The 17,901-nt window shown below is 65.9% G+C and carries 13 protein-coding genes, 1 tRNA gene and 1 pseudogene; 11 read left to right on the forward strand and 4 right to left on the reverse strand.

Features of this window, described 5'->3' with window-relative positions; all coding sequences use genetic code 11:
• Window positions 1–108: 108 nt before the first annotated feature.
• Together HNP71_RS11070 and HNP71_RS11075 are read right to left on the reverse strand one after the other, a co-directional pair.
• The gene (locus HNP71_RS11070) at window positions 109–1,122 is read right to left on the reverse strand and encodes a glycosyltransferase family 4 protein (RefSeq protein WP_183266988.1); all 1,014 of its coding nucleotides are present in this window, start codon (window positions 1,120–1,122) and stop codon (window positions 109–111) included.
• A 25-nt stretch (window positions 1,123–1,147) separates the two neighbouring features.
• Window positions 1,148–2,029, reverse strand: a complete 882-nt coding sequence (locus HNP71_RS11075; RefSeq protein WP_246344195.1) for a UDP-2,3-diacylglucosamine diphosphatase — start codon at window positions 2,027–2,029, stop codon at window positions 1,148–1,150.
• Window positions 2,030–2,237: 208 nt separating this feature from the next.
• Between HNP71_RS11075 and HNP71_RS11080 the strand changes: the two genes are divergently transcribed.
• The 8 genes from HNP71_RS11080 (at window position 2,238) to HNP71_RS11115 (ending at window position 10,918) form a co-directional block, all read left to right on the forward strand.
• Window positions 2,238–3,107: a diacylglycerol/lipid kinase family protein gene (locus tag HNP71_RS11080; protein WP_183266990.1), complete on the forward strand. Its 870-nt coding sequence runs from the start codon at window positions 2,238–2,240 to the stop codon at window positions 3,105–3,107.
• A gap of 71 nt (window positions 3,108–3,178) precedes the next feature.
• Window positions 3,179–4,159, forward strand: a complete 981-nt coding sequence (locus HNP71_RS11085; protein ID WP_183266991.1) for a malate dehydrogenase — start codon at window positions 3,179–3,181, stop codon at window positions 4,157–4,159.
• A gap of 125 nt (window positions 4,160–4,284) precedes the next feature.
• A complete protein-coding gene (locus HNP71_RS11090; protein WP_183266992.1) occupies window positions 4,285–5,949 on the forward strand; it encodes a proton-conducting transporter transmembrane domain-containing protein in 1,665 nt (554 codons plus the stop codon).
• Window positions 5,949–6,914 (forward strand): respiratory chain complex I subunit 1 family protein, encoded by a 966-nt coding sequence (locus tag HNP71_RS11095; RefSeq protein WP_183266993.1) that lies wholly within the window; start codon window positions 5,949–5,951, stop codon window positions 6,912–6,914. The genes HNP71_RS11090 and HNP71_RS11095 overlap by 1 nt, the downstream gene beginning before the upstream one ends.
• Entirely contained in the window at window positions 6,911–7,570 is a 660-nt protein-coding gene (locus tag HNP71_RS11100) for a hydrogenase-4 component E (protein ID WP_183266994.1), read from the forward strand. Before HNP71_RS11095 ends, HNP71_RS11100 begins: the two co-directional genes overlap by 4 nt.
• Window positions 7,567–9,015 (forward strand): proton-conducting transporter transmembrane domain-containing protein, encoded by a 1,449-nt coding sequence (locus tag HNP71_RS11105; protein ID WP_183266995.1) that lies wholly within the window; start codon window positions 7,567–7,569, stop codon window positions 9,013–9,015. The genes HNP71_RS11100 and HNP71_RS11105 overlap by 4 nt, the downstream gene beginning before the upstream one ends.
• Window positions 9,012–10,379, forward strand: a complete 1,368-nt coding sequence (locus tag HNP71_RS11110; RefSeq protein WP_183266996.1) for a hydrogenase large subunit — start codon at window positions 9,012–9,014, stop codon at window positions 10,377–10,379. The genes HNP71_RS11105 and HNP71_RS11110 overlap by 4 nt, the downstream gene beginning before the upstream one ends.
• Window positions 10,379–10,918, forward strand: a complete 540-nt coding sequence (locus HNP71_RS11115) for an NADH-quinone oxidoreductase subunit B family protein (RefSeq protein WP_183266997.1) — start codon at window positions 10,379–10,381, stop codon at window positions 10,916–10,918. The genes HNP71_RS11110 and HNP71_RS11115 overlap by 1 nt, the downstream gene beginning before the upstream one ends.
• A gap of 7 nt (window positions 10,919–10,925) precedes the next feature.
• Here HNP71_RS11115 and argJ read toward each other — a convergent pair whose 3' ends face one another.
• Complete coding sequence (argJ, locus tag HNP71_RS11120) at window positions 10,926–12,155, reverse strand: bifunctional glutamate N-acetyltransferase/amino-acid acetyltransferase ArgJ (protein ID WP_183266998.1); 1,230 nt, start codon at window positions 12,153–12,155, stop codon at window positions 10,926–10,928.
• 1 nt (window position 12,156) lies between these two features.
• The gene (locus HNP71_RS11125; protein ID WP_183266999.1) at window positions 12,157–13,053 is read right to left on the reverse strand and encodes a peptidylprolyl isomerase; all 897 of its coding nucleotides are present in this window, start codon (window positions 13,051–13,053) and stop codon (window positions 12,157–12,159) included.
• 176 nt (window positions 13,054–13,229) lie between these two features.
• Between HNP71_RS11125 and secA the strand changes: the two genes are divergently transcribed.
• The 3 genes and pseudogenes from secA to HNP71_RS11140 form a co-directional block, all read left to right on the forward strand.
• Window positions 13,230–15,950: a preprotein translocase subunit SecA gene (gene secA, locus HNP71_RS11130; protein WP_183267000.1), complete on the forward strand. Its 2,721-nt coding sequence runs from the start codon at window positions 13,230–13,232 to the stop codon at window positions 15,948–15,950.
• A gap of 357 nt (window positions 15,951–16,307) precedes the next feature.
• Window positions 16,308–16,384 (forward strand) — tRNA-Arg (locus tag HNP71_RS11135).
• Window positions 16,385–16,654: 270 nt separating this feature from the next.
• Window positions 16,655–17,470, forward strand: a pseudogene (locus HNP71_RS11140) (DUF932 domain-containing protein); the annotation flags it as partial.
• Window positions 17,471–17,901 lie beyond the last annotated feature (431 nt).

The following is a 17,901-nucleotide window of genomic DNA, read 5'->3' on the forward strand; positions in this document are numbered from 1 at the left end:
TTTCTGATGCAGCTTTTTTCAAAAAAGCGCCGGAAAGCTCAGTCTTTTTGAGGATGACTGCTCAGCGCGCCCGAACCATTGGCGCGCGTTGAGCAGCCTCCAAAATTTTTAAACCAGCGCGTTCACTGGCACCAAATTATCCAAAAACCGCTCCGCACATGCGCGCCAGGAGTACGTCTCGGCAAATGGTCGGCAGGCAGTGCGCTCGATTTCCAGTGCCTTCAGGCAGGCTTGGCGCAAATCCTCGTCCAGCGCGCCCACCGGCACTTGTGCCTCCGCCAGAATATCCTTTGGCCCCGTGACCGGGTAAGCCGCCACCGGCAGACCTGATGCCAGCGCCTCCAGCACAACCAAGCCGAACGTGTCGGTGCGGGAGGGGAACACGAACACATCGGCCCCGGCATAGGCTTTCGCCAGCTCCGCCCCGTGCCGTGCGCCGACGAAATGCGCCTCGGGAAATTCCGCCTCCAGCTCGCGGCGTTGCGGACCGTCGCCAACCACCAGCTTGGAGCCGGGAAGGTCCAGCTTGAGGAAGGCGCGCAGGTTTTTTTCCACCGCCAAGCGGCCGACATAGAGGAAGATCGGGCGCGGCAGGTCCCACTCCTCCCTTGGCTCCGGGCTGAAGGCGGCGAGGTCCACGCCCCGAGACCAGGGACGAACATGCTCGAAGCCGCGTGCCATCAGCTCCTCGCGCAGCGATTGTGTCGCCACCATCACCGCAGCCCCGGCGCCGTGGAAGCGCCGCAGCCAGGCATAGGAGATGAATTCGGGGATGCCCGTCCGCGCTTTCAGGTATTCGGCGAACCGGGTGTGGAAGGCGGTTGTGAAGGCCACCTTGCGGCGAATGGCATAGGCGCGGGCGGCCATGCCCAGCGGGCCTTCGGTGGCGATGTGCAGCGCGTCCGGCTGGAATTCGTCGATGATCTTTGCCAGCCGCTTGCCAGGAAAGATCGCGAGGCGGATTTCCGGGTAGCTCGGCATTGGGATAGTGAAGAAGCGGTCCGGCCCAACCACCTCGACCACCTTGCCCATGTCCTGCAGCTCCTGCACCACCGTGCGCAGAGTGCGGACCACACCGTTCACCTGGGGTGTCCAGGCGTCGGAAACGATTAGAATGCGCATCGGCCCGGCGGGTGTGAGCAGAATGTCAGGCTCCGGCCGATGCAATGCTGATGGGATCGATCTCGCGCTGCACGGCGGCCATTTCCGCCGCCACGGCCTGCACCACGGCGGATTGGGCCGGGTTGATCTTGGCGGCGGGCTTGGCCAGCATGGAGAGTTGGTTGCGCGCCACCCAGTCGATCAGTTCCAGGTTGCCGTCGTCGTGTTCGACGAGCGCGGTGCAGCTTTCCACCCAGTCGCCATCGTTGAGATAAAGCACGCCGTTCACCATGCGCATCTCGGCATGGTGAATATGGCCGCAGACCACGCCGTCGAACCCACGGGCCTTGGCGTCGTCGGCGAGCGCGGTCTCGAAACGGTCGATCGCCTTCACCGCCTCCTTCACCTGCAGCTTCAGCCAGGCGGAGAGCGACCAGTACGGATAGCCGAGCCGGATGCGCACCATGTTGAAATAGCGGTTCAGCCCAAGCGCCAGGGTGTAGGCCCAGTCGCCCAGCAAGGCTAGCACGCGGGCATGGCGCACCACGCTGTCGAACATGTCGCCGTGGGTGATGAGCAGGCGCTTGCCGTCGGCCGTGGTGTGTTCGGCCTCCATCTGGATTTTTACGCCGCAGACCTCGATGCCCAGGGCGAGATATTTGCGCAGCATTTCGTCGTGGTTGCCGGGCACGTACACAACGTTGGTGCCGTTGCGCGCCATTTTCAGCACGCGGCGGAGCACCTTGTCGTGGTGACGGTCCCAGAACCAGGAGCGCTTGAGGCGCCAGCCGTCGATAATGTCACCAACCAGAAACAAATTTTCGCAGGTGAGCGACTTCAGGAAATCAGCCAGGAACTCGGCGCGGCAGCCGCGCGTCCCCAGATGAGTATCCGAGATGAAGACGCTGCGGTAAGCGGTTTTTTCCATGCTGCGGAGCGGCCCGGTTGCGTTCATAGGGCCCCGCATAGTCTGGAGCGCAGCGCCCATGACAGTGAAGATTCCATGACGGTTGCGGAAGATTTCACGATCTTCGTGGGGCGGCCAATTGTCATGCGTGCGCCATCCTTCTGTCATATGACCGTAACGTTATTGGTGCATGAGGGGAGATTACGCTGCGAGCCCGAAGAGTTAATGAATGTTGATAATTTTTAATCCGGTCGCCGGGCGGCGCCGTGTCGCGCTGCTCTGGCGGGTGCTCGACCTGCTGATGAGCAATGGCGTGAAGGTGGAGGTGGCGGAAACAGAGCATCCCGGCCACGCCACCGAGTTGGCCCGCGAGGCGGCGCGTGAGGGGCGCGGCATGGTGGTGGCCGCCGGTGGGGATGGGACCATCGCCGAGGTGGCGAACGGGCTGATCGGCAGCCCCACGGCGCTGGGGGTGATCCCGCTCGGCACCGCCAACGTGCTGGCCAAGGAGTATGGCCTGCCCTCCAGCCCGCGCGCGGTGGCCAACATGCTGGCCTATAAGCGCACCCGTTTGCTCTGGCCCGGCATCGCCCGGCTGCCGAGGGAGGATCACGTTTTTGTGCAGATGGCCGGGCTGGGGTTCGACGGCGCGGTGGTCCACGGCCTGCCGCCACTGCTCAAGCGGGTCATCGGCCGGGGGGCTTATGTGTGGCAGAGCGTGTGGGAGAGCCTTGTCTATGGCTTTCCGCCGCTGCGCGTGATCGTGGATGGCGAGGCCCATGAGGCCGCCAGCGTGGTGGTGAGCAAGGGGCGGCTCTATGGCGGGTCGTATCTGCTGGCCCCCGAGGCCAAGCCCGAGGCCCCTGGCTTCCAGGTGGTGCTGTTCGAGCGCTCCGGTACGCTCCCCGCTTTGCTCTCGGGTGCCGCCCTGCCGCTGGGCATTTTGCCTCGTTGCCCGGGCGTGCGCATTCTGCCTGCCAGCCATGTTGAATTCCCAGGCAATGCGCGGAGTTGGGCGCAGTGCGATGGTGATGCGCTGGAAGGCTTGCCTTTTGCCGTGACCAACGCCCCAGCCCCGATTTCCCTGATCACCGGCTAGGCGCGGGCGGGGGTTGACCTGCTCCCGTGAAGTTTTAAGGGGAAACCGCCCAATTTAATGGAGTCACAGACATGAAAACCCCCGTGCGCGTTGCCGTCACCGGTGCCGCTGGCCAGATTGGTTATGCTATCCTGTTCCGTATCGCCAATGGCGACCTGCTCGGCAAGGATCAGCCGGTGATCCTGAGCCTGCTCGACCTGCCGCAGGCGCAGAAAGCGCTGAACGGCGTGATCATGGAACTGAATGACTGCGCCTTCCCGCTGCTCGCCGGCGTGACCCCCTCCGATGACCCGCGCGTCGCCTTCAAGGACGTGGACATCGCCATCCTGGTCGGCTCGCGCCCCCGCGGCCCGGGCATGGAGCGCTCCGACCTGCTCGCCGCCAATGCCGAGATCTTCAAGGTTCAGGGCAAGGCGCTGAACGATGTCGCCAAGCGCGACGTGAAGGTGCTCGTGGTCGGCAACCCGGCCAACACCAACGCCTATATCGCCATGAAGTCCGCCCCGGATCTGCCGAAGGAGAACTTCACCGCGATGCTGCGCCTCGACCATAACCGCGCGGTTTCCATGCTGTCCGAGAAGACCGGCACCCCGGTTAAGGACATCGAGAAGATGGCCGTGTGGGGCAACCACTCTCCCTCCATGTATGCCGATTACCGCAACGCCACCGCCGCCGGTAAGCCGATGCCGGAAGCCGTGAACGACGAGGCCTGGTACAAGGACACGTACCTCTCCGCCGTTGGCAAGCGCGGTGCGGCCATCATCGAGGCCCGCGGCCTGTCCTCCGCCGCCTCCGCCGCCAACGCCGCCATCGACCATGTGCGCGACTGGGTGCTGGGCACCAACGGCAAGTGGGTTTCCATGGGCGTGCCGTCCGACGGTTCCTACGGCGTCCCCGAGGACGTGATGTTCGGCGTTCCCTGCACCTGCGAGAACGGCAAGTACACCCGCGTCAAGGGCATCGAGATGGACGAGTTCTCCAAGGGCCGCATTCAGCACACGCTGAACGAGCTGCTCGAGGAGCAGGCTGCCGTCGCCGACCTGCTGAAGTAAGGCTTAACAAGACCTTAGGTCTTGAGGCTGAGGGGCTCCCGCAAGGGGGCCCCTTTTTCTTTGCCCGGGTTAAATCGTTGCCGTGATGCTTCCCGGCGCGGGGGCGGGTTTGCTAGCGTGAAGCCGTGAACCACTCCATTGCCATGTTCGTGGGCCTGCCGGGGCAGGGGATGCATGTGCATCTCGATGCCTTGTCGCTGTTGTTTTTGGGTATCCTGCTGCCGCAGGTGGTGGCGGGGGCGCTGGCGGGGATGCGCAATTCGCCCACTTTCTGGGTCTTTGTGTTGGGCATGGGCTTAGCGCTGGCGGCGGCCGATGCGTTCACCCTGATCCTCGGCTTCGAGCTGATGAGCGCTGCCTCCTGGCTGCTGGTGCTGCGCGGCGACCAGAAACCCGCCACCTTATATGTGGGCATGGCCATCTTCTCCGCGGCGTGCCTGGTGCCGGCGGTGTTTCTGCCCGCCGGGTCCATTGCGTTTCTGCTGATCGTGCTGGGCGCCGGGGCCAAGGCCGGGCTGGCGCCGTTGCATTTCTGGCTGCCGAGAGCGCATCCGGCCCCGCCGGCGGGGGTTTCGGCGCTGATGTCCGGCGGCATGGTCAAAGTCGCGCTCTATGTGATCATCCGCTACGGCTTCGTGGTGCTGGGTCCGGAGGCGCAGCCCTGGTGGGGTGGCGTGCTGGTGGCGGCGGGGGCGGCCTCGGTGCTGGTCGGCGCGCTGCGGGCCATGCTGGAGACCGAGCTGAAAACCATGCTGGCCTGCTCCACGGTCGAGCATGTCGGGCTGATTGCCGTGGGGCTGGGCATCGCGCTACGGGCCAAGGCCATGGGCGATGCCACCACGGCTGGCCTCGGCTTGCAGGCGGCGCTGCTCTGCGCCGTGGCGCATGGGCTGTATAAGCCGTTGCTGTTCATCGGCGCGGGTGAGGTGAAGCATTCGGTCGGCACTACCTCGTTGAACTGGCTGGGCGGGCTGGCGCGGGCCATGCCGAGGCTGGGGCTGCTGATGTTGGCCGGGGCGGCGGGCATGGCCGCATTGCCGCTGGGGCCGGGCTTCGCGCCGGAATTTCTACTCTGGCACGCGGCCATAGGCGCCGCGGGTACGGGCGGCATTGTCGCGCGCATCGGGTTCACCGCGCTGCTGGCGCTGCTGGGGCTGGGGGCTGCCTTGGCCATTGGCGCGGCGGTGCGGATGTTCGGCGTCGCCTTCCTTGGCCGGCCGCGCACCTTGCAGGCCGCCGCCGCCGAGGAGGGCGAGCGCGGACCGCTCATCGGCATGGCGCTGTTGGCCGCGCTCTGCGTGCCGGTGGCGCTGCTGCCCAATCTGCTCCTGGATGCGCTGAGCCCGGTAATCCGGCTGCTTGCCCCGCAGGCGGCGCAACCACCTTTGGCCTATGCGCCGCTGCCGTTGGCCGGTTTGGCCGGGCTGGTGGCAGTGGGGGCGGCCTTCATCCTTTACCGCCACGGCGTGCGCGGCTCGCGCGAGGTGCCGGCCTGGAATGGCGGGTTCGGCAAGCCGCCGCCCTGGCTGCCCTTTGGCGACCCAGCGACCCAGCCCTCCGCCACTGGTTTTGGCGAGCCGATCGCCCGAGCCATTGGGCGCGGGCTGCTGGCCCCTGGCGGGGCTGATCCGTCCGAGGCCTTCCTGCTCGCGCCGCTGGCCCGGCTGCATCTGCGCGGGGTACGGGTGGCCGAGCGCATCCGCCGCGCCACCATCCGCCAGCGCCTGGCCTTCATCTTCACCGCACTCGTGGCCTTCTTGCTGGCGTTGGGCCTCGGGGAGGGCGGTTGATGCTGCTGAACTTCCTGCTCCGCCTCATCGCCACGATGCTTCACGTGGGGCTGACCTTCGCCCTCGCCCCGCTGGTGATGGGCGTGGTGACCACTTTACGCGCCTGGGTGCTGGGGCGGCGCGGCCCGCCGGTCGTTCAGCCGTACCGCGATTTGTACAAGCTGCTGCGCAAATCCACCCTGGTGCCCGAGACCGCCAGCCAGCTTTTCAGCGCTTGGCCGCTGGCTTGCGCGCTCAGCATCGCCGTGGCCGCCATGCTGGTGCCGGGGTTCTGCACCGGGCTGCTCACCGCCCCGCTCTCCGATTTTGTCACCATCATGGGCTTGCTGGCCCTGGCCCGCGCCGCCACCATGCTCGGCGGGCTGGAGACGGGCTTTGGCTTCGGTGGCGCCGGGGCGGCGCGCGAGGCGCTGTACGGCGTGTTCGCCGAGGGCGCGCTGCTGGTGGTGCTGCTCGGTTTTGGGCTGCTGGCGCATGGCGTGACCGTGGATGGCATCGCCGTGGCGTTCGACACTCAGCATATCGGCATTTCCGTCTCGCTTGGCTTTGCGCTCGCCGCCATGCTGGCCGTGGCGCTCACCGAGACGGGGCGCATTCCCACCGACAATCCCGCCGGCCACCTGGAGCTCGCCATGGTGCATGAGGCGATGCTGCTGGAATATTCGGGCCGCAACCTGCTGCTGCTGAACTACGCCGCCATGCTGCGGCTGCTGCTATGGATGAGCCTGATCGGCAGCATCTTCCTGCCTTTCGGCATGGCCCGCGCGACCGATATCCTCTCCTGGCCCGGTGGGCTGGTTTTGTGGCTGGTTAAACTCGCCGCGATGTCCGCCGTGCTGCCGGTCTTCGAGGTTTCCAGCGCCAAGATGCGCGTGTTCCGGGTGCCGGAATTCCTGGGTGTGGCCATGCTGCTGGGCATGCTGGCGGCCATCTTCCTGTTCGTGGCGGCGAGGATCGGCGCATGAGCCTCACCTTCTCGCTCGCGCATCTGATGGGCGGCATTATCCTGGTGTTCGGTTTCTCGCTGCTCTCGCAGCGGCGGCTGGCGGCGATGATCACCATCTACCAGATCCAGGCCTTCGTGCTTTCGGCCGCCGCGTTCTGGCAGGGCTATGCCCAGCATGAGGTGAATTTGTACCTCACCGGGCTGATCACGCTGGTGATCAAGGCCATCGCCCTGCCCATCGGGCTGCGCATGATCGTCGCGAAGTTCAACATGATCCGCGCCGTGGAGACGGCAATGCCGGTGCTGCTTTCCACCATCATCGGCGTGGGGCTGATCGGGGTGGCGGTGCTGGTGGTGCTGCCGAGCACGCTGAGCGCGGTCTCGCTGACCCGAGAGGATCTGGCCATCGCGCTCTCGGTGGTGCTGCTGGGGCTGCTGGTGATGACCACGCGGCGCAATGCGTTGGCGCAGATTATCGGCTTCCTCTCCACTGAGAACGGGCTGGTGCTGGCGGCCATCGGCATGCCGGGGATGCCCTTCGTGGCAGAATTCTCCGTCGCCCTGCTGGTGCTGCTGGCATTCCTCGTCGTCGGCGTGTTCCTGTTCCGCATCCGCGAGCATTTCGACACGCTGGATCTGACCGGCATCGAAGAGATTGAGAGGCGCGGCAGATGATCCTCATCGCCATCATCCTGCCGCTGCTGGCGGCCCCCTTCCTTGGGCTGATCGGCTCGCCGCGCCAGGGGGCCATCGCCAATGTGGCCCTGAGCGGGATTGTCTTCATCCTCACCATCGCGGCCTTTGCCGCCCCCGGCTCGGGGCTGGTGCATGCGGATGATCTGGGGCTGGTCTTTGGTGGTGTCACCGGCTTCACCGGGCTGACCACCGCCGTCGCCAGCTTCTTCTATCTGCGCGAGGCCGAGCCGCGCCTCTCTTTGCGCCGCTGGCGAGTGTACCATGCCATGTGCCAAGTGGTGCTGGGCTCTACCTTGCTTGGCCTATATGCCGATAATATCGGCCTTCTCTGGGCCGCCGTGGAGGGTGCGACCATCGCCGCCACGCTCGGGGTGAGCATGCCGCGCACGGCTTCTGCCCTGGAGGCGGCGTGGAAATATTTTATCCTCGGCGGCGTGGGCATTGGACTCGCGCTGTTCGGCACCATGCTGGTGTATCTGGCCGCACAACCGGCACTTGGGCCGGGGTTTTCGGCCATGAGCTTTACCGCGCTGACCGCCCATGCGGCGGGGATGGACGGCTCGCTGCTCACGCTGGCCTTTGTGCTGATCCTGTTCGGTTACGGCACCAAGGCGGCTTTGGTGCCTCTGCATGGCTGGCTGCCGGACGCTTATGCCGAAGGCCCCGCCCCGCTCACCACCTCGCTCTCCGGCCCGCTCATCAATGTGGCGCTGATCGCCATCCTGCGCTTCCGCCACATGCTGGAAGCGAATTTCACTTCTGGCGGCACGGCCCTGCCGCCGGGGCCATTTCTGCTCACGCTGGGGCTGGCCTCGCTGTTCCTGGCGGCATTCTCCTTCTCGCGCCGGCGCGATGCGCGGCGCTTCTTCGGCTTTTCCTCCATCGAGCATTCGGGCATCGCGGCGTTTGCGTTCGGGATTGGCGGGGCGGCGGCGGTGTTTGGCGGGCTGCTGCATATGCTGCTGCACACGCTCATTAAATCCGCACTGTTGCAGGTGCTTATCCGCGCGGCGGCGTTGCGGGGCTCCACCGCGCCGGGGCATTACGGCTTCTCGCACCTGCGCGGGCTGATCCACTCCAACAAATACACCGCGCTGGTGCTGGGGGCGGCGATGTTCGGCCTCACCGGCCTGCCGCCCTCCGGGCTGTTTGTCTCGGAGTTCATCATTGTCATGCAGACCATCCAGCGCAGCCCCTGGGCCTCGCTGCCGCTGGGGCTGGGGCTGCTGCTCTGCGCGGTGGCGATCCTGCGTAATCTCGGGCCGCTGGTGTTTGGCCATGCGCCCCCGCGCACCAAGCCCGCCAAGGCCACGCCGGAGACGCATCTCGTCACGCTGCATCTGGCGCTTTCGGTGGTGTTGGCCTTCGCCATGCCGCCTATGTTGGTGGGGCTGCTCTCGCAGGTGGCGGAGGCCCTGAAATGATCCTGCTCTCCCATGAGGATTGGAAGGCGCGGCAGGGTCGGTTCATCGCCTTGTGGACGGATGCGCGCCACGCCTACGCACTGTACGAGCCCGGCGAGCTGGTGGCGGTGGAGCTGGTGGATAACGCCTATCCGGCCTTGACCCATGCCGGGGCTGGCTGGTTCCAGCGCCTTGCGTATGACCTCAACGGCCATAAGGCCATCGGGGCCACGGATACCCGCCCGGCCATCGAGCATTCACGCGACGCCGAGGGGCGGGGACCCTGGCCGGAGTTTAAAACGCCTGAAATTGAGGGCGTGCATCAGGTGGCGGTGGGGCCGATCCATGCCGGGATCATCGAGCCTGGGCATTTCCGCTTCTCGGTGGTCGGTGAGAAGGTGCTGAAGCTGGAAGCGCGGCTGGGCTACACGCATAAGGGCACGCTGGGGATGATCCGGGGCAAATCTCCGCGTTTGGCGGCGCGCTTCGCCGCGCGCGTCTCGGGCGATGCCACGGTGGCGCACAGCATCGCCTATGCCCGCGCGGCCGAGGTGGCGCTGCGGCTGGAGGTGCCGGGCCGGGCGGTCTATCTGCGTGCGGTGATGGCGGAGCTGGAGCGCCTCGCCAACCATACCAGCGATATCGGGGCCATCGCGGGCGATGCCGGGTTCGCGTTTCTCGACTCCCGCTTCGCCTTGGCGCGCGAGCGGATCTGCGCGGCCTCGGCGGCGGCGTTTGGCCACCGGCTGATGATGGATGTGGTGATCCCGGGCGGTGTGGCGGGGGATATTGGCACTGGGGGTGCGGTGGCGATCCTGGACGCGCTGGACGCGCTGGAGGCCGAGCTGCCCAGTCTGAAGCGCGTTTTCGAGGATTACGCCAGTTTGCAGGATCGTGTGGTCGGCACCGGGATCGTGCCGCCTGCCCTGGCCGCCGCTTATGCCGCTGGGGGCTATGCGGGCCGCGCCTCGGGCCAGACGCATGACGCCCGCCTGCTGCCCGGCTACCCGCCTTACGAGACCTTTGCCCTCTACGTGCCGGTGGAGCGGGATGGCGATGTGGCGGCGCGCATCCGTATCCGCTTGGCAGAAATCCCCGAGAGCATCCGCCTGATCCGCGACATGCTGCATTCCCTGCCGGATACGCCAATCGCCATTGCCCCGCCCACGGGCAGTGGTGGCGGGTTGGGCGTGGCCGAGAGCTTCCGCGGCCCGGTCTGGTACTGGCTGCGCATTGAGGGGGGCGTGATTGCCGATGTGTTCATCGCCGATCCCAGCACGTTGCACTGGCCGCTGCTGGAGCACGCGGCGGCGACCGCCATTTTAGCCGATTTCCCGCTGATCAATAAATCCATCAACGGTTCGTATTCTGGGGTGGACCTGTAATGTGGAAGACCGTCGCCAAGCATTTGCTCTCCCGCGCCGCCGAGGCCCGCACGGCGGACCCGGCGGTGGTGCAGAGCCTGCGCGAGAAGGTCGGGGCCTCGAAGCTCGGGCGCTCGCTGGCCATCCGCCATGTGTCGGCGGGGAGCTGCAATGCCTGCGAGCTGGAACTGCGGGCGACGCAAAATCTGGTGCATGACCTGACGCAATACGGGCTGAGTTTTACGCCCAGTCCGCGCCACGCGGATATCCTTCTGGTGACCGGGGTATCTGGCAAGAACATGCGTGAGGCGTTGTTGCAGGCGCGCGCGGCGATGCCCGAGCCCGCTCTGGTGGTGGCGGTGGGCGATTGCGCGGTGGATGGCGGGGTGTTCAAGGGCTCGCCCGCCATTTGCGGCGGTGCGGGTGGCGTGTTGCCGGTGGATCTGATGATCGCGGGCTGCCCGCCCAGCCCCGAGCGGATTGTGCTGGGGCTGCTGGCGCTGGTCGAGGCGAACGGGGCCCCGGCTAGGGCGGCAATGCCCCGCCGGGAGCCGCGTTAGGCTGGTTTCAGCTCCGGTAGGAGCCGTTGATGTCGATATAGCCGTGGGTGAGGTCGCAGGTCCAAACCGTGGCGCGGCCTTCGCCGAGCCCGATATCGACCGTGATCTCGATCTCGCGGCCCTTCATGTGCTGAACCACCGGGGTTTCGTCGTAGCCGGGGACCACGCCGCCCGCCTGGGCCATCCACACGCCGCCCACGGCCACGCCGAGCTTGTCGCGGTCGGCGGGCTCGCCAGCCTTGCCCACGGCCATCACGATGCGGCCCCAGTTCGCGTCCTCGCCCGCCACGGCGGTTTTCACCAGCGGGGAGTTGGCGATGGCCATGGCGATGCGCTTGGCCGAGGCGTGGGAGACAGCGCCCTCGACATTGATGGTCACCAGCTTCTGCGCGCCCTCGCCGTCGCGCGCCACCATCAGGGCGAGATCGTGCATCACCTCGTGCAGTGCGCGGCGGAAATCGGCGAGATGGCCGGGGACATCCGTCGGCGTGTTGCCCGCCTGGCCGGTGGCGAAGAGCAGCACCGTGTCGGAGGTCGAGGTGTCGCTGTCCACGGTCACGCAATTGAAGGTGCTGTCCACGCTCTTGGCCAGCATGGCCTGCAAGACGGGGGCGGGGATGGCGGCGTCGGTGAAGATGAAGCTCAGCATCGTCGCCATGTCCGGGGCGATCATGCCCGAGCCCTTGGCGATACCGTTGATGCGCACCTCCACGCCGTCGATCACCGCCGTGCGGGTCGCGCCCTTGGCGAAGGTGTCGGTGGTCAGGATGGCGTGCGCGGCCTCGGTGAAGCGGTCTTCGGCCAGCTTGGCCTTCAGATCGTCCATCACCGCCACGATCTTGTGCGCGGGCAAAGGCTCGCCGATCACGCCGGTGGAGGCCAGGAAGATCCGGTCCGCCTTGGTGCCGAGCGTGGTGGCGGCGGCGTGGGCCGTCTCCTCCACCGCGCGCACCCCGGCGGCGCCGGTAAACACATTGGCGTTACCCGCATTCACCACCAAGCCGCGGGCCAGGCCGCCTTCCAGCACCTCGCGGCACCAGGTGACGGGCGCGCCGGGGCAGAGATTCTTGGTGAACACACCGGCGACGGTGGTGCCCTCCGCGAATTCGGCCAGCAACACGTCCGTGCGGCCCTTGTAGCGGATGCCGGCCTCGGCCGTGGCCATGCGTACCCCTTTGAGGGGGGGCAGCACGGGCAGCGGCAGCGCCAGCGGCGAGACGGGAAGCGGGCCAGCCATGTTAGTTGGACGAGCCGCCCTGGGCCGGGGTGGCAGCCTTCATCGGGGTGCCATCGGCGTTGAAGAGCTGGATCTGCACCTGGCTGCGGGCATCGTCCAGCACCTTCTGCACGGCCTGGTTGGCCAGCTTCTGCTTGATCTGGTCCTGCACGTCGGCGAGCGCCGGGGTGGGGGCTGTGCGTTTGCCCTCGCACAGGATCACGTGCCAGCCGAACTGCGTCTGCACCGGGGTTTTGGTGTACTGGCCGGTCTTCAGGGCGAAGGCGGCGTTGGCGAAGGAGGGGACCATCTCGTCCTTGGAGAACCAGCCCAGCTCGCCGCCATTCTTGGCGCCGGGGTCGATGCTGTACTTCTCGGCCAGCTTGGCGAAATCGGCGCCCTTGTTCAGCTGATTGATGATGTCCTGGGCCTGAGCCTGGGTCTGCACCAGGATGTGGCGGGCCTCGACCTGCTCGGGGCCGGGCTTGCCGGCATATTGCTGGTTATAGGCGGCCTGCACGGCGGTGTCGCTCACCTGCGGGGCGACCTTCTGCTGTACGAAGGCGTTTTCCAGCCGGATATTGGCGGCGTCCTGCATGGCCTTGGCCACGTCCGGGTTGTTCTGCAGGCCTTCTTTCTGCGCGGCGACCAGCAGCGCCTTGCGGTCCACTTCCTGGTTGACCAGCAGGGGGAAGAGTTGGTCGGGCGGGAGCTGCTGAACCTGCGCCGGGGCGGTCTGCGCGTCGGCCTGGATGTCGCTCATGTAAATCTTGGTGCCGTTGACGATGGCGACGACCGGGTTCGCGTTGGCCGGGGCGGCGGCGGGCGCGCTGGAAGAGGCGCTGGACTGAGCGAAAGCGGCCGGGGCGGCAAGCAGGGTCGCGGCGGTAAGGACGGAACGCAGAGTATGACGGCGCATTGGGTATTAAACCTTCCTTTTGATGGCACTTCCTATGCGGCAAACCCGCCCGACCGGCAAGACGGGTCCCCACCCCCGGGGCTTGCGCCGCCCCGCTGATTTGACCCGTTACAACCCCGCGACTATGTGAACGGGCAAGATTTTCCCTACCTTTATAAAGCGGATTCCGCCCCAGCATGTTTGCCAGCTTCGCCCGCGCCATCTTTGGAACCAGTAACGACCGTGCGCTGAAGGCCTATCGCCGCCGCGTCGCCGCCATCAACGCGCTGGAGCCGGAGATCTCGGCGCTGGATGATGCCGCCCTCCAGGGCAAAACCACCGCCTTCCGCGCCCGGCTGGACGCGGGGGAAACGCTGGACGACCTGTTGCCCGAGGCCTTCGCCGTGGTGCGCGAGGCCGCCAAGCGCGTGTTGGGGATGCGCCATTTCGACGTGCAGCTGATCGGCGGCATGGTGCTGCACGACGGCAAGATCTCCGAGATGAAGACCGGCGAGGGCAAGACACTGGTCGCCACCCTGGCCGTGTATCTCAACGCGCTCACCGGGCTGGGCGTGCATGTCGTCACCGTGAACGACTACCTGGCCCGGCGCGACGCCGCCCAGATGGGCCAGCTCTACGGGTTCCTGGGCCTTTCCACCGGGGTGATCGTGCCGGGGCTGGACGAGCCTACCCGCCGAGCCGCCTACGGCGCCGACATCACCTACGGCACCAACAACGAGTTCGGCTTCGATTATCTGCGCGACAACATGAAGTACCGGCTGGAGGACATGGTCCACCGGCCGTTCCACTTCGCCATCGTGGACGAGGTAGACTCCATCCTCATCGACGAAGCCCGCACGCCGCTGATCATCTCTGGCCCGTCCGACGAGCCGACCAGCCTCTACGCCCAGGTGGATGAGGTGGTGGCCGCCTTCCTGGCCCGTGGGCGGGTGGGCGAGGACGGCAAACATGAATTTTACGAGAAGGATGAGAAGGCCCGCACCGTGACCATGACGGAGCTGGGCGCCGAGACGGTGGAGGAGATGCTCCAGGCCGCCGGCGTGCTGCCCCATGGCGGGCTGTACGACCTCGCCAATGTCTCCATCGTGCACCATGTGCAGCAGAGCCTGCGCGCCCGTACCTTGTACGCGCGGGACGTGGATTACATCGTGCGCGAAGACAAGATCGTCATCATCGACGAGTTCACCGGCCGCATGCTGGAAGGGCGCCGCTACTCCGATGGCTTGCACCAAGCCCTGGAGGCTAAGGAGAAGGTGCAGGTGCAGCAGGAGAACCAGACGCTGGCCTCCATCACCTTCCAGAACTACTTCCGCCTCTACCCCAAGCTCGCGGGCATGACCGGCACGGCCATGACCGAGGCGGATGAGTTCGAGCAGATCTACAAGCTCTCGGTCGTCGAGATCCCGACCAACGTGGCGGTCGCGCGCGACGACCAGGATGACGAAGTGTATCGCACCGCCGCCGAGAAATACGAGGCGGTGGCAAAGCTGATCGAGGAATGCCGGGGACGCGGCCAGCCGGTGCTGGTCGGCACCACCAGCATCGAGAAGAGCGAGATCATCTCGGCGCTGCTGGACCGGAAGAAGATCAAGCACAGCGTGCTGAACGCGCGTTTCCATGAGCAGGAGGCGACGATCATCGCCCAGGCCGGCGCGCCGGGGGCGATTACCATCGCCACCAACATGGCCGGGCGCGGGACTGATATTAAGCTCGGCGGCAATTATGAGATGCGCCTGGCGCTGGAGCCGGGCGTGGACCCGGTGGCGCTGAAGGCCGAGATCGACACCAACCAGGCCAAGGTGAAGGCGGCGGGCGGGTTGTTCGTCATCGGCACCGAGCGGCATGAGAGCCGGCGTATCGACAACCAGCTCCGTGGCCGCTCCGGTCGCCAGGGTGACCCCGGCGCTTCGCGCTTCTTCCTCTCGTTGGAAGACGATTTGATGCGCATCTTCGGCTCCGACCGTATGGGCGGGATGCTCCAGCGCCTCGGCTTGCAGGAGGGCGAGGCCATCGTCCACCCGTGGATCAACAAGGCCCTGGAGAAGGCGCAGAAGAAGGTCGAGATCCGCAATTTCGACATGCGCAAGAACGTGCTGAAATACGACGACGTGATGAACGACCAGCGCAAGGAGGTGTATGCCCAGCGCCGCGAGTTCATGAGTGCCGAGAGTGTGTCGGACATCGTGGCCGAGATGCGCGAGGATGTGATCGCGGGGCTCGTTGCCAACCGGATTCCCGAGAAGGCATTCCCTGAGCAGTGGCAGAGCGCTGAGCTGGCGGTGGACCTCAACCGCGTGCTGGCGCTGGACTTGCCGATTGTGGACTGGGCGGCGGAAGAGGGGATCGACGAGGTGCACCTGCGCGAGCGCATCGAGCAGGCGGCGGTTCAGGCGGCTGCGGCCAAGGCCGAAAAATTCGGCGAGGCGCTGACCAATTATATTGAGAAATCCATCCTGCTGCAGACGCTCGACCACGTGTGGAAGGAGCATCTGCTGGGGCTGGATTATCTGCGCCAGGGCATTGGCCTGCGTGGCTACGGCCAGCGCGACCCGCTAAACGAGTACAAGCGCGAAGCCTTCGCTATGTTCGCGGCCATGCTCGACGAGCTGAAGGAACGCGTGACCGGCGCGCTGGCCCATGTGGTGGTAAGCGAGACGCCCGCCGCCCCGCCGCCTCCGCCCCCGGTGCCAATGGTGGAGAGCCATCCGCTGCCCGGCCATGTGGCGCCCGAACTGGCCCTGACCGAGCCGGTGGTACAGGAGAGCGACCGCGTGCGACCCTTCCGCGAGGATGAGGTGGACCCGGCCAAGCCCGAAACCTGGGGCATCACGCCCCGCAACGCGCCCTGCCCCTGCGGCTCCGGCAAGAAGTACAAATACTGCCACGGCAAAATCTGATTAGCGCCGCCCGGGTCAGCCCCGGGCGTTGCAGCCGGGCGGGATTACGGTTAAACCGGATGCGCCGGACCCGTAGCTCAGCTGGATAGAGTGTTGCCCTCCGAAGGCAAAGCTAAGTCAAGTGCGTTGCGGGCAGGTGTCGAAAAAAGTAAGCGGAGCCAAGCAGTTGGCGAAACTCGAAGGAAGCAGGAAAATCGCTCCCATGGTCGCGGAAGCACCACGGAAGCAAACGAGAAGGAGGTAGTAGCGAACGAGCGGCGGCAAACGGGCGGGTTCTGAACCTCACCGATTGAGCCGATTCGATTGTTGAATTCGGGATTGACCCTTGTTGGTCTCGGTCACTATCTGCACATTGATGCACCCATAGCTCAGCTGGATAGAGCGCCACCCTCCGAAGGTGGAGGCCGCACGTTCGAATCGTGCTGGGTGCGCCACCCTCTTTCGAGGATTGGCTTTGAGGGTCGAGCGATTGCTCCCCGCTCCAGATGCACCGATCGCTGAAATCCTGTTCCACGGCTTTGCGCGTTTGTGGCTTTACGGTGGGGGAAAGCCTTCCCCTGCGGCCGAGGCAGGATCTCGGCCGACCCCTTCTGCGGGGGAGTTCCCCGCAACGCCCCCTATAGAGTGAGAGTGCGGAGGGGATTTCCGTGACGGGTTGATGGCTGGAGAGAAGGTCTCCGGCGCCCGTCATGGAGTTTGATCCCATGAATATGCAGGTGCTCGATGCCCGCCGCGATTTCGGTGGCGGCTATAAGGTGGATGTCAGCCGGGGCAAGCGCGTCGGCCGCGTCTCGTCCGAATGGTTCTCTCGGCCCGACGATGAGCGGTTCCTGTCGCTCGGCGACCTGGCCTGCGCGGTCGGCGAGCGCGCCGAGCGCAGCCGGACCCGCGTGGTCGAGACCGCGCTCATCCATGTCGATGCCAGCCGATCCGATCCCGAGCGGCTGGCGCTGATCCTGCCGGGCGCCGACGCGCCCGTCGCCCCGACCCACTGGAGCTTCGGCCAGCTCGCCTCGCAGGTTGGCGCCCCCGCTGCCTATCTACGCCAGCTTCCCGCCGCTCTGGCCGGCATCAACCTGCAATACGGCCTGACCTCGAACCGCGCCGAGCAGATCAAGACGCTGGAAACCGACAGCGGGCGTGTCGAGCTTCGCGCCGTCACCGGCCCCGATTATGGCCGCATCTACGATCACGAACTGGTCGAGGCGGTGCAACGCATCGCCGGCGACGGCACCGGCGATACGCGCTGGAAGGTGCCGGGCGTGCTCGACTGGTCCACCGGGATCTACAACCCGCGCGTGGACATCACCAGGGACACGACAACGCTCTATGCGTCCGACCGTGACGTGTTCCTGTTCCTCGTGGACGACCTGAACCCCATCGAGGCCGGCCGCCTGCCCGATGGCTCCCCGGACCTCTATTTCCGGGGCTTCTATTGCTGGAACTCGGAAGTCGGCGCGAAAACGCTTGGCATGGCGAGCTTCTATCTCCGCGCCGTGTGCCAGAATCGTAACCTCTGGGTGCGCCGTGGTGGCGCGATCAATTGAGTGAAGGAAACTTCTCAGGAAACCAAGAATAGCCTGATGCCCACTCAGCTTACCTCGGCCAGAAATGGCTGCAACCGGGAAACCGCGCGGGGGACAATAGCATGCTGAGAAAAGGCGTCATCCGGGCCGAAACCATTGTGGGCCAGCGGGACGCCAGGGCAAGACGTGCATGGTGAATGCTATACTGCGTGAAGCCTAGATCGCGGGACTTTATTCCGGGTACTGACGCAGCAATGGTTGACGCGTCAGGCCGTGCGAAGGGTGGGATACCCCATGAGATCCACCTAAACTTGGTCGCACGGCCCAGCCCTCGTCGAGGGATTACGATCGAACGGGACACCTAACCACGTCGCATCTCACTGATCGCGTAAACACGGGATCGCCTAAGCGGGCGCCACTCCGGC

It is taken from the genome of Acidocella aromatica (assembly GCF_014201825.1).
Taxonomy (GTDB): Bacteria; Pseudomonadota; Alphaproteobacteria; order Acetobacterales; family Acetobacteraceae; genus Acidocella; species Acidocella aromatica.